12 protein-coding genes are annotated in these 12,421 nt (G+C 64.9%); 8 read left to right on the forward strand and 4 right to left on the reverse strand.

The window, feature by feature from the left end:
* Nucleotides 1-3: 3 nt before the first annotated feature.
* The 4 genes from DLM46_RS12035 to DLM46_RS12050 form a co-directional block, all read right to left on the reverse strand.
* Nucleotides 4-1,290: an MFS transporter gene (locus DLM46_RS12035; protein WP_115100999.1), complete on the reverse strand. Its 1,287-nt coding sequence runs from the start codon at nucleotides 1,288-1,290 to the stop codon at nucleotides 4-6.
* A gap of 101 nt (nucleotides 1,291-1,391) precedes the next feature.
* Nucleotides 1,392-2,402 (reverse strand): sugar kinase, encoded by a 1,011-nt coding sequence (locus DLM46_RS12040; RefSeq protein ID WP_115101000.1) that lies wholly within the window; start codon nucleotides 2,400-2,402, stop codon nucleotides 1,392-1,394.
* Between the two features lie 152 nt (nucleotides 2,403-2,554).
* Nucleotides 2,555-3,328 (reverse strand): sugar phosphate isomerase/epimerase, encoded by a 774-nt coding sequence (locus tag DLM46_RS12045; RefSeq protein ID WP_208866266.1) that lies wholly within the window; start codon nucleotides 3,326-3,328, stop codon nucleotides 2,555-2,557.
* Between the two features lie 268 nt (nucleotides 3,329-3,596).
* Entirely contained in the window at nucleotides 3,597-4,508 is a 912-nt protein-coding gene (locus DLM46_RS12050) for a LysR family transcriptional regulator (RefSeq protein ID WP_115101001.1), read from the reverse strand.
* Between the two features lie 120 nt (nucleotides 4,509-4,628).
* Here DLM46_RS12050 and DLM46_RS12055 point away from each other — a divergent pair, with 120 nt between their 5' ends.
* The 8 genes from DLM46_RS12055 to DLM46_RS12090 all read left to right on the forward strand — a co-directional run bounded on the left by DLM46_RS12055 (nucleotide 4,629) and on the right by DLM46_RS12090 (nucleotide 12,345).
* Complete coding sequence (locus DLM46_RS12055; RefSeq protein WP_115101002.1) at nucleotides 4,629-5,726, forward strand: YeiH family protein; 1,098 nt, start codon at nucleotides 4,629-4,631, stop codon at nucleotides 5,724-5,726.
* Between the two features lie 157 nt (nucleotides 5,727-5,883).
* Complete coding sequence (locus tag DLM46_RS12060; protein WP_115101003.1) at nucleotides 5,884-6,621, forward strand: glutathione S-transferase; 738 nt, start codon at nucleotides 5,884-5,886, stop codon at nucleotides 6,619-6,621.
* A 112-nt stretch (nucleotides 6,622-6,733) separates the two neighbouring features.
* The gene (locus DLM46_RS12065) at nucleotides 6,734-8,467 is read left to right on the forward strand and encodes a ClcB-like voltage-gated chloride channel protein (protein WP_115101004.1); all 1,734 of its coding nucleotides are present in this window, start codon (nucleotides 6,734-6,736) and stop codon (nucleotides 8,465-8,467) included.
* Nucleotides 8,468-8,642: 175 nt separating this feature from the next.
* Nucleotides 8,643-9,980: a C45 family autoproteolytic acyltransferase/hydrolase gene (locus DLM46_RS12070; RefSeq protein ID WP_115101005.1), complete on the forward strand. Its 1,338-nt coding sequence runs from the start codon at nucleotides 8,643-8,645 to the stop codon at nucleotides 9,978-9,980.
* Nucleotides 9,981-10,304: 324 nt separating this feature from the next.
* Nucleotides 10,305-10,559, forward strand: coding sequence for a hypothetical protein (locus DLM46_RS12075; protein WP_115101006.1), 255 nt, complete (start codon nucleotides 10,305-10,307; stop codon nucleotides 10,557-10,559).
* A gap of 146 nt (nucleotides 10,560-10,705) precedes the next feature.
* On the forward strand, nucleotides 10,706-10,936 hold the full coding sequence (locus DLM46_RS12080) for a DUF2795 domain-containing protein (protein WP_115101007.1): 231 nt from the start codon (nucleotides 10,706-10,708) through the stop codon (nucleotides 10,934-10,936).
* Nucleotides 10,933-11,802: an AraC family transcriptional regulator gene (locus tag DLM46_RS12085; RefSeq protein WP_115101008.1), complete on the forward strand. Its 870-nt coding sequence runs from the start codon at nucleotides 10,933-10,935 to the stop codon at nucleotides 11,800-11,802. Before DLM46_RS12080 ends, DLM46_RS12085 begins: the two co-directional genes overlap by 4 nt.
* Before the next feature lie 141 nt (nucleotides 11,803-11,943).
* Nucleotides 11,944-12,345, forward strand: coding sequence for a cupin domain-containing protein (locus tag DLM46_RS12090; RefSeq protein ID WP_115101009.1), 402 nt, complete (start codon nucleotides 11,944-11,946; stop codon nucleotides 12,343-12,345).
* Nucleotides 12,346-12,421 lie beyond the last annotated feature (76 nt).

Here is a 12,421-nt window from a genome sequence, read left to right on the forward strand (position 1 = left end):
AGCTTATTTTCCTTGCAACGGTGTAGCGAGCACGGGCGCAGTCAACGGCTGCGGCTGCGGTTTGACGATCAGCGTCAGGATCACCGCGGCCACCAGCGCCGCGCTCATGAACGCATAGGATGCCGCAGGCGAGCCCGTCGCGCCATTCAGATAGCCGACCACGTACGAGCCGACGAACGAACCGAGCGCCCCCATGCTGTTGATCAGCGCCATCGCGCCGCCCGCGACGTTCTTCGGCAGCAACTCCGGCACGATCGCGAAGAACGGTCCGTACGGCGCGTACATCGCGGCGCCGGCGATCACCAGCAGCGCGTACGAGATCCAGAAGTGCGTCGAGCCGAGCGCGTACGACGCCGCGAACGCCGCCGCGCCGATCAGCAGGAACGGCCACACGAACACTTTGCGGCGGTTGAGTTTATCCGATGCCCACGACGCGGCAAGCATCGCGATCGTCGCAGCCAGATACGGCAGCGCCGAGAGCCAGCCGGTTTCGACCATGCCGAGCGTCGAACCGTTCTTCAGGATCGACGGCAGCCACAGCACGAAACCATACACGCCGATGCTCCAGCAAAAATATTGCGCGCACAGCTTGATCACCGCGGGTGTGCGGAACGCTTCGCTGTAGTTGCGCACCGGCTTGATCGCAGCCTGTTCGGCGCGCAGCGTTTCGGCGAGATCGTCCTTTTGCTGCTGCGTGAGCCACGACACCTGCTGCGGCTTATCCTTCACGATGAACCACCAGCACACGGCCCACAGGATCGCGGGCGCGCCCTCGGCGATGAACATGTGACGCCAGCCAAACGAGTGCACCAGATAGCCGGACACCACCGACATCCACAGCACCGTCACCGGATTGCCGAGAATCAGGAAGGTGTTGGCGCGCGAGCGCTCGCGCCTCGTGAACCAGTTGCTGATGAAGATCAGCATCGCGGGCATCACCGCGGCTTCGACCACGCCGAGCACGAAGCGGATCACCATCAGCGACGGAATATTGCTGACCATCCCGGTCAGCGCCGCGCAGCCGCCCCACAGGATCAGGCTCCAGAACACCAGTTTCTTGACGCTGCGCCGTTCCGCGTAGATCGCGCCCGGAATCTGGAAGAAGAAATAGCCGAGAAAGAACAGCGCGCCGATCAGCGACGACAGCCCTTTGCTGATGCCGAGATCCTGATTGATGCCGGCGGCCGACGCAAAACCGTAGTTCGCGCGGTCGAGATAAGCGAGGCTATAGGTGATGAATACGATCGGCATGATCGTCCACCAACGGCGAATCGCAAGCGATGAAGTCATGGGTGTCTCCTTACTGCTGCCCGAATCAATGATGAGGGGTTTGGGGGCGCTGTCCGAGCGCTCTTGTCGTTATCGAATTCGTTGCGTGCGCCGCCGGACGGTCAGGCTGCGGTCACAATCGGCGATGGATCGGCAAGTGCCTTCGCATCGCAGAGTTCCAGCGCGTCGAGTTCCGCGCGGCTCGGCAGGCCTTCGGAGTCGCCGATCACCTGAATCGCCAGCCCGCCGATCCGGTTGCCGCGCGCCACCGCTTGCGGCAGCGGCCTGCCTTCGAGCAGCGCGCTGATCACGCCGACGGCGAAACCGTCGCCCGCGCCCACCGTATCCACCACTTTCGCGACCGGCTTGCACACGACCACGCCGGCGTCGTCGGCGGTACGGAAGTACGCGCCTTGCGCGCCGAGCTTGATGATCACGCCGCGCGCGCCGTGGTCGAGATAGAAACGCGCAATGTCGTCCGGCTTCGTGTAGCCGGTCAGAATCTCGCCTTCGCCGATGCCCGGCAGCACCCAGTCGGCCAACGCCGCCAGCGCATTCAGACCTTCGATCATCGCGGCGCGCGACGGCCAGAGCGTCGGGCGAAGGTTCGGATCGAACGAAATCGTCTTACCGGCCGCGCGCATTTCACGCGCCAGATGAAACGCGAGTTCACGCGAGCTTGCCGAGATCGCCGGCGCCACGCCGGTCAGATGCAGGTGACGCGCGGACAGCACGTAATCCGCTGCGTAGTCGGCCAGCGACAGGTGGCTCGCGGCCGAGCCCTTGCGGAAGTATTCGATCGCCGGATCGCTGCCGTCGTCGCATTTCGACTTCAACTGGAAGCCGGTTGGGTAGCGCTCGTCGGTGGTGACGCAGCGCTGGTCGATACCTTCTTTGCTCAGGGTGTCGCGCACGTACTGGCCGAACGAATCGTTGCCGACACGGCTCATCCAGCCGACCCTGAAACCGAGCCGCGCAAGACCAATCGCCACGTTCAGATCGGCGCCCGCGACACGCTTCGTGAACTGCCCGACGCCGGCGAGCGGGCCGGTTTCGGCGGCCACGAACATGGCCATCGCTTCGCCGTAGGTGACGACGTCGAGTGCTGCGGGAATCCGGGTTGTCTCGTTCATGCCTGCTCCTGCGTTCTTCTGCTGCGGGTTCTCGTCTGCTGTGCTCTCTTCTGCTGTGCTCTCTTCTGCTGTGCTCTCTTCCGCTGCGTGTTTTTTTACTGTGTGTCTTTTACTACTTGTCTTTTGTCGTTCCCTCCGGTTCTACGAGCCACTCAAGCAGCGGCCAGCCACGCGACGTAATGCGCCGCGTCGGCCTCGATGCGCGTGGCATCGAAGGGAAACTCGATGGCGCGCGGCACATGGGGCGGCAAGCTGGCGAGCACCGCCGCGAACTGCGCGTCGTCCGCGGCCGGCGCGCTCGCTAAGCGGCGCGTGCCCTCGCCGTTCATCGTCTTGCAATGAACGTATTCGACATGCGCCGCAAGTTGCTGCGCGGCGTCGAGCGGCGCGACACCGCGCCACAACCAGTTGCCGACGTCGAACGTCATGCCGAGCACGCCGGCGTGTCCTTCGCGCGCCAACGCATCGAACAGGCCGACGAATTGCGCGAGCGAACCGCCCTGTTCCAACTGGCCGTTTTCGACGACGAGCCGCGGGCTCATCCCGCGCACGCAGGCAGCGATCGCCGCGGCATTCGCATGCGCGGCAAAGCCGCCGAGTTGCAATTTCACAAAACGCGCGCCGAGTGCCGTGGCCTCGATCAAGGCGAGACGCAAGGCGTAGACATCGAGCACGCCTTCGGGCGTGTAGAGGCACTCTGGCGTCGAGTAAACCGACCACAAGCCGAGTTTCGCCATTGCGTTGCCCAGCGAGCGCAGCGCTTCAACCGAGGCGTCGGCATCGCTCGCGAACAACTCGCGGCGCACCTCGAAACCGCCGGCGCCAGCCGCCGCGCTCACGCTCGTCCACTTCGCGTGGCCGCCGGCGCGAACCGCGTCCATCCCGAATGCACTTGCGACAATCACCACATCAGCCATGTCAGCCATGTCGAATTTACCCAGCCTTGTTTTCGTTTCGGCGTATGGAACCGGTTCCAAATCGCGATCTAAAAAAAGCGCCATTGCGCTTTGATGTGCGAATGGTGCGCCGAGGCGATAGGAGTGCACCATAGTGGAAATCCCCAGGCGCCAGCCTGTGCGGCTAGCTTGGGACGCCGGATTGGGCCGTCGGCCTTGGTCGCCAGCCTTGGTCGCGAGCCTTGGGCCAGCGTGGGACGCCGAGTGACGCCGAGCAGGAACGCCCGAGGCCCGGCGATCAGGCCCCGTCCGCCAGACACAGCGCGAGAAACTGCTGCAACACCCGCGAGGGTGCGCTCGCGTGCGGCACCAGAATCGACAGCCGCCGCGTCAACGGCTCGGGGCTCAGCGAGAACAGGCACAGCGCGCCGTCTTCATGCCGCATCGACATCGCCGAGACGAAGCCGATGCCCATGCCCGCTCGCACCGCTTCCTTGACGCCTTCGACCCCGGCAATTTCCAGCGCCACGCGCATCGGCACGCCGGCCCGCGCAAACGCGCGCTCGACGATCTGCCGCACGCCGGAGCCGGCTTCGCGCAACACCAGCGGATGTGCGCCGAACGCCGCCAGCTCCACCCGACCGCCCTCGCCGCCCTCGCCGGTCGCGCCGCCCAGCTGCGCGAGAGGATGCGTGCGCGGCATGATCGCGACGATCTCGTCCTCGCGCCACGCGTGCACCGCGGTGTCCGGCGGCAGATCCGAGCCGACCGGCCCTTCGATCAGCGCGATGTCGACCGAATCGAGCGCGCCGACGATTTCCGTGGTGTTGCCGTCCGCGGTATGCAACGACACGTCCGGATAGCGGCGATGAAAGTCGGCAATCAGGTAGGGCAGCAGATAACTGGCCGGCGTGGTGCTCGCGCCGATGCGCAAGGTGCCCTGCTCCATGCCGCGCAACGCGTCGCGGTACGCGTGCGCCTGGCGCCACGTGTCGCGCAGCCGCGTGGCGTAGCTGGCGAGTTGCTCGCCGGCGGGCGTGAGCCGCACGCCGCGGCCGTCGCGCTGGTACAGCGGCTCGCCGAATTCGTCCTGCAACTGCCGCAATTGCCCGGACACCGCCGGCTGCGACAGATGCAACGCGACCGCGGCCCGGCTGATATTGCGATGCTCGGCGACAGTGGCGAATGTTATAAGTTGATCCGGGGTCATGATGGTTAATGTATCAGTCCATCCGATACTTTACATTCTAAATCATGATTTTTCATATCGATATATCTAATTTAGGATTAGGCCCATCGAATCACGACAGTCACAGAAGGGCACTACACCATGTCCACCGCTCATCTCACCGCCACTACCGCATCGACCGAGTCTTCGACCCGCGGCCAACTCAACGGCATCCTGTTCGTTGCGCTGTTCGCCGCCGCCGTGACCCGTATCGCGTCGATTCCAGCCATCGCCGGTCTGGGTTTGAGTCCGTTGATCGTCGGCATCGTGGCGGGCGCCGTCTATGGCAACGCGCTGCGCGACGGCATGCCCGCAAGCTGGGCGGCCGGCGTCAACTTCTCGGCGCGCAAGCTGCTGCGCATCGCCGTCGCGTTCTTCGGCCTGCGCGTGAGCTTGCAGGAAATCGCCCAGGTCGGTCTGCCTGGCCTCGCGGAATCGGTGCTGATCGTGGTGAGCACCCTTGTCATCGGCACGTGGGTCGGCATGAAGACCATGAAGCTCGATCGCGACACGGCGCTCCTGACCGCGGCGGGCAGCGCGATCTGCGGTGCGGCGGCCGTGCTCGCCTTCGAATCGACGCTGCAATCGAAGCCGCACAAGAGCGCCATGGCGGTCGGCAGCGTGGTGCTGTTCGGCACGCTGTCGATGTTCCTCTACCCGGTGCTGTTCAAGGCAGGCTGGCTGCATCTCGACACGGTCGGCGCGGGCCTCTTTTTCGGCGGCACGATTCATGAAGTCGCGCAGGTGGTCGGCGCAGCCAGCAATGTGAGCCCGGAAGCGACCCATGTCGCGACCATCGTCAAGATGACCCGCGTGATGCTGCTGGTGCCGGTGCTGCTGGCGATCGGCATGTGGGTGAACCGCTCGGCGCGCCGCACATCGGCATCCACTTCAGCGACGGCACACGACGGCGCACGGCACGCACCGCGCAAGCTGGCGATTCCCTGGTTCGCACTCGGCTTCCTCGCCTTCGTCGTGGTCAATTCGCTGCATGTGTTGCCCGACACCGCGACGAACACGCTGAATACGCTCGACACCTTCGCGCTGACGATGGCCATGACCGCGCTCGGCATCGAAACCCGCATCTCGCAGATCCGTCAGGCCGGGCCTCGCGCGTTGACCACAGGACTGATCCTGTACGTGTGGCTGACTGCCGGTGGACTGGGGATCACGTGGACTGTCCAGCGCCTGTTCGGTTAAGCCGCCCTTGTCTGCCAACCCACCCCGCCGCGCGCGGGGTTTTGCGCATTCAGGAGAACAATCCGACATGCTCGCGCGGCATACTGGCTGCTGACGTCACTGCTGACGTAACGCGTTCACGCAAACCCGTTCATGCAACCGGAGTGAGGATCGACCGATGAGCCTGGAACTTTACTATTGGGACGGCTTGCAAGGCCGCGGCGAATTCGTGCGGCTCGCGCTGGAAGAGGCCGGCGCCGACTATGTGGAAGTGGCGCGCGGCAAGAAGGCCGAGGGCCTCGGCACGAGCGCGATGATGTCGGTGATGAAGAGCGCCGCCGAACCGTATCCGCCGTTCGCGCCGCCGTTTCTGAAAGACGGCGATCTGGTGATCTCGCAGACCGCCAACATCCTGTTCTACCTCGGCCCGCGCCTGAACCTGGCGCCTGCCGTCGAGAACTTGCGCTACGTCGCCAACGGCTTGCAACTGACGATCGCCGACGTCGTCACCGAAGCGCACGACACGCATCATCCGCTCGCCTCCGGCCTCTACTACGAAGAGCAGAAAGACGCCGCAAAACTGCGCGCGCACGACTTCATCGACAATCGGATTCCGAAGTTCATGAAGTACTTCGAGCGCGTGCTCAAGCAGAATCCGGCCGGCGCCCAGTTCATGGTGGGCGACGCGCTGACTTACGTCGACCTGTCGATGTTCCAGCTGATCGACGGCCTGCTGTATGCGTTTCCACGTGCGCTCAAGCGGTTCGGCGAACACTATCCGCGCCTCGCCGCGCTGCACGACGCGGTGATGGCGCGGCCGAACATCGCCGCGTATCTCGAGTCCGACCGGCGCATCGCACATAACGAAGCCTGCATCTTCCGGCACTACCCCGAACTCGACAAGGCGGCGGCTTGATCCGCGCCGCCCGCCTGCGCTCGCCGGCCGCATCGCGCCCGCTTACGATAGCGGACGCGACGCTGCTGCCGCGCGCGCTTTTCCTCCACCCATCACGCCCTCTACTGCCGACGTGCTTTCATTCCTGCTGAAGCTGCGCACCCGCGCCCAACGCCTGTTCCGCCTTTCCGATGCCCACACGATGCTGGTCTGGTCGGTGGTGGTCGGCGTCGCAGGTGCGTTCGCGACGTTCCTCTTTCGCGAAGGCATCGCGCTGCTGCAACTCGCGGTGTCCGGCGAGTCCGGCAGTTTCGTCGAAATGGCGCGCGGCTTGCCGTGGACCGTGCGCGTCTGGCTGCCGGCCGCGGGCGGCCTGATCGCCGGCGTCTTTCTGCTGATCGCGCAGCGTTACGCCGACAAGTGCAATCACGTCGACTACATGGAAGCGGTCGCGATCGGCGACGGCGTGGTGCCGGTGAAGCTGAGCTTGTGGCGCAGCGTGTCGTCGCTGTTCACGATTTCGAGCGGCGGCTCGATTGGCCGCGAAGGTCCGATGGTGCAACTGGCTGCGCTGGCCGCGTCGCTGATCGGCCGCTGGGTGCATTTCGATCCGCCGCGTCTGCGGCTCCTGGTCGCGTGCGGCGCCGCGGCCGGGATTACCTCCGCTTATAGCGCGCCGATTGCCGGCGCGTTTTTCGTCACCGAAATCGTGCTCGGCTCGATCGCGATGGAAAGCTTTGGGCCGGTAGTGGTCGCGGCGGTGGTCGCCAATATCACGATGCGTGAATTCGCGGGCTACAAGCCGCCGTACGAGATGCCCGTGTTCCCGCCGGTGACGGGCGTCGAAGTGCTGTTGTTCGTCGCGCTCGGCGTACTGTGCGGCGCGGCCGCGCCGCAATTCCTGCGGCTACTCGATGTCTCGAAGGCGGGCTTTCGCAAGCTGCCGTTGCCGCTGCCGGTGCGGCTCGCGCTCGGCGGCCTCGCGGTCGGCATTCTCTCGGTGTGGTCGCCCGAGGTGTGGGGCAATGGCTATAGCGTGGTCAACTCGATTCTGCACTCGCCGTGGACCTGGGGCGCGCTCGTCCTCGTGCTGGTGTTCAAGCTCGTCGCCACTGCGGCCACCGCCGGTTCCGGCGCGATCGGCGGCGTGTTCACGCCGACGCTCTTCGTCGGCGCGGTGGTGGGCTCGCTGTTCGGGCTGGGCATGCATGCGCTGTGGCCGCACGGCACCTCGGCGCCGTTCGCGTATGCGATGGTCGGCATGGGCGCGTTTCTGGCCGGCGCCACCCAGGCGCCATTGATGGCGATCCTGATGATCTTCGAAATGACGCTCAGCTATCAGGTCGTGCTGCCGCTGATGCTGTCGTGCGTGGTCGCCTATTTCGTGTCGCGTGCGATTGCGAAGACTTCGATGTACGAAATCACGCTGCGCCGCAATCGCGAGGAACAGGAACGCTCGCAGTTGCGCGCGACGCAGATGCGCGAGCTGATCCGTCCCGCCGAAACCGTGGTGCCGCCCAATGCGACCGTGCACGACATGACGCGCGTGTTCCTCGAATATCCGGTGAAGTATCTGTACGTTGCCAACGAGTCCGGCGCGTTTCTCGGCGTGGTCGCGCTGAAAGACATCACGTCCGATCTGCTGGACGAGCGCGACACCGCCGCGAAAACCGCCGCCGACTATTTGCAGCCGCATTTCGATGTGCTCACGCCCGACATGCCGCTCGGCGTTGCATTGCAGCACTTCCTGGCGTTCCAGGGCGAGCGGCTGCCGGTGATCGAAAGCACGGCGCAGCCGACGCTCGCGGGCGTGGTCTATAAGACCTCCCTGCTCGACGCGTATTTCCGTATGAATCCGACCCGCTAGTCCTGCGCTTCAATCAAGCCGCGCGTACCGTGCGGCGCCACGCCAACGGACACATCGCGAGCCGTGCAAAGCCCGCCAGATTCTCTACAATGGGAAAACGCTGCGGCGATTGCACGCAGCGCGCGTTACGCCAAGACGGGCGCACCGAGACGCCCGCCCTTCGATCGGAGCGAAGATGAGCGAACCGTCCCTCGATGCCGTGCGCCGCGATCAGGCGGGCTGGATTTTTCTGCATATCGAAGGCGAGCCGTATGATCGCGGCGAGCAGCACGGTCAGTTGCTCGCCACTGAAATCCAGAACGCGATCCGCACCGCCCGCTACCTCGCGAAGTGGGACACCGGCGAAGACTTCGACACCTTCGTCAACGCTGCCGTCTCGCAGTTCGCCAACAAACTCGACACCGAATTCGCCGACGAAATCCAGGGCATCGCCGACGGCGCGAAGCTGCCGTTCGCCGAGGTGCTGGCATGGAACGGCTACATGGATCTGCTGCAAAGCTGGTGGCCGACCCACGCCGCGCAGCAGCAACCGCGGCTCGGGCTGAAACCGTGGCGCGGGCGGCGCGGCCATCATTGCAGCGCGTTCATCGCCACCGGCAACGCCACGCGCGACGGCCGCATCGTGATGGCGCACAACTCGTGGGACCGCTACGCCGCGGGCGACGCGTTCAACGTGGTGTTCGACATCGTGCCGGATCGCGGCAACCGGATCCTGATGCAGGGTCTGCCCGGCTGCATCTCCAGCCTCACCGATTTCTGGGTAACGGCCGCCGGCCTGATGGTGACCGAAACCACCATCTCCAACTTTGTCGGCTACAACGCGGCGGGCGCGCCGGAGTTCTACCGCTCGCGGCGCGCGTCGCAGTACGCGAACAGCATCGGCGATTGGTGCGAGATGTTCGCGATCGCCAATAACGGCGGCTACGCGAACAGCTGGCTGCTCGGCGACACCAAAACCGGCGAGATCGCCCGCTACGAACTCGGGCTGCATTATTCCGGTTTCGAAAGCACCAGGGACGGTTTCTACAGCGGCTACAACACCGCGACCGATCTGAAGATCCGCAACCAGGAATGCATCGGCGAAGGCGAGGACTATACGGACGTGCGCAAGAACGGCGCGCGGCGCTTGCGCTTCATGCAACTGGAGGATATCCATCACGGCAAGATCGACGTCGAACTCGCCAAGCAGATGATCGCGGATCATCACGATGTCTATCTCGACCGCAACGACAACCCCTGCTCGCGCACCATCTGCGGCCATCTGGAACTGGACGACGCGCGCTTCGGCGGCTCCGATCACGGACCCTTCAATCCGTGGGGCGCCAACGACGGCAAAGTGGTCGACAGCGAAATGGCGCGCAATATGTCGTTCAGTGCGCGCTGGGGCCATCCGTGCGGGCGGCCATTCGACGCGCAGGCGTTCATGAAACGCCATCCGCAGTGGAACTGGCTCAACGGGTACATGCGCGACCGGCCATCGTGGCCCTGGACGCGCTTCGAGGTTTTGCGCTAGACGCCCGCCATTCTCCGCGCTGGGTCAACGAGCCGCGGCACGCCGCGCTGCCGCGCTAGGGTGTCGGCCGCGCCGTGCTGCGTCGCAGCACCCACCCGGCACGACCGTTCGCGACGGATCTGCCTTTTTCCTGCCATCATTTGAAATCGACAACTTGGTTTTGTCGCTTTTGCGCGGGCGTTGCGCAAAATTGCCATCTAAGATGATAGATGCAGGCCGGCCGCGAACAGCAGCGCCGTGCAAAGACTGGGCCGTCTTTTCGACGCGGGGACGACACAGCGCTTGCCAAGCCGCTAGCGTCGCATGAGCTTAGGAGGTCGGGCGATGAAAACCTCGACACTGATGACGATGGTGACGCTGTCGGCCTCGTGCTTTGCCGCGCCGGTTCACACCGGGCCCGACAGCACCACCGCCGGCAGCCTGGCCGAACGCGCCAACGCCGCCCCGGTCGCTCCCGCGGCGCCGGACGTCGCCGCCACGGACGACATCCGTCCGCAACAATGGCAACATATCGCGCTGCCCAAGTCGCGCCATCTGGACCGAAGCGTCGCCGGACAGAACGAGCATCTCCAGACTTGATACCCGGCGGCGTTCGGCAGGCGGGGTTTGCGCCGCCCCGGCGCGGGGCGGCAAACTTCAGGCGATGTCCAGCGGGCTCTCACCAGGTATTGAGCATTCGGCCAGCGGCGAAATTCACATCGAAGAGAAAAGAACAGGAGTGCTGCATGACCGCATCGGCTATTCCCGGCGAACCGATTGACCTGCAAATCGCCGACATACTGCGTGAAGTCCATTTCCCGGTCAACAAGGACGCGCTGGTCGACATCGCTCGCGAGGCGGGCGCCAGCAACGAGGTGTTGTCGATGCTCGACGGCTTGCCCGAGCAGGACTATGCGGACGTGGCATCCGTCACCCGTCTGATCGGCGGCAACTACGGGCCGGGTCTGGGCGCATGAACGGGGAGCCGGCGGCGCCGCTGGATTCGCCTTCATCTACCCGCTCGTCGACCCGGAAAGCGGGCGCCGACTGGATCTATCGCGCGCCGCAGTCGAGCGGCATCGAGCGTATCGAAGCCTTCTTTCATCGCGCCGCATACGACATGCACCGGCACGATACCTATGCGATCGGCCGCACGCTGGCGGGCGTGCAGAGTTTCCACTATCGCGGCAGCACCCGCAACAGCCAGGCGGGCGGCACGATGGTGCTGCATCCCGATGAGCCGCACGACGGCCAGGCCGGCACCGGCGAAGGCTTTCGCTACCGGATGATCTACGTCGACCCGGCGCTGTTCCAGGCGGCGCTGGGCGGCAAGCCGCTGCCGTTCCTCGAAGGCGGTTTGTCGAACGATCCGCGCCTCTTCGCCGCCACCGAAAGCCTGCTGCGGACGATGGATTGCGCGATCGACTCGCTCGAACAGGACGACGCGCTCTACGATCTGGCCATTGCGCTCGACACGGTCGCGGGGGCGCCGGCGACGCGCCGTCCGGTGGATTACCGCGCGGCGGAACAGGCACGCGAATACCTGCTGGCGTCGCTCGACAGCGCGGTCACGCTGGATGAACTGGCGGCGGCGAGCGGACGTGACCGCTGGAGTCTGTCGCGGGATTTTCGCGCGCTGTTCGGCACCAGCCCGCACCGCTACCTGACCATGCGGCGTCTCGATCTCGTACGGCGGCTCGCAGTTCAGGGCGTATCGCTCGCCGATGCATCGGCGGCGGCGGGCTTCACCGATCAGAGCCATATGACGCGGCACTTCAAGCGCGCATGGGGCGTGGCGCCGGCGCGCTGGCTGAAGATGCTGGGGTCTTTGACGACCGGCTGACAGCGAGCGCCTGAACGCCTCGCCAACTCTGCCGCCGCACCTATTGCCGCTCACGACGCGCGCGCACAAACGTACAAGACCGAACCGCGCCTCGCGCCCTACGCTCCCGCCTGACAGTTCTCGCTCAGGAGGCGCATCGCAATGTCGAACGATCAAGCAATCAAACAGCGTTGCCGCGGGCCGTACCGCGCCATCAATTTCGCCGAAAAGCTGAAACTCTTCGACGACCAATGGCAAGCGCGCGTTGTCGCGGAGATGAACGACTACCAGTTCAAGCTGGTGCGGATCGAAGGCGACTTCGTCTGGCACGAGCATGCCGACACCGACGAGACCTTCATCGTGCTCGACGGCCAGTTGCGCATCGACATGCGTGACGGGTCGGTGCTGCTGTCGGCCGGGGAAATGTTCGTCGTACCGAAGGGCACGGAGCATAAGCCGTATGCCGAACACGAGGTCAAGCTGCTGCTGATCGAGCCGCGCGGCGTGAAAAACACCGGCGGCGACATCAACGAACGGACCGCCGCGAACGACGTGTGGATCTAGGCCGGGTTGGCACCCGTCTCAAAGGGTGCTCATGCACTCGACTCACATATTGGGGTGCACAGACGAATAGGTACGC

The organism is Paraburkholderia lacunae, from assembly GCF_003353175.1.
In the GTDB taxonomy this organism is placed as follows: domain Bacteria; phylum Pseudomonadota; class Gammaproteobacteria; order Burkholderiales; family Burkholderiaceae; genus Paraburkholderia; species Paraburkholderia lacunae.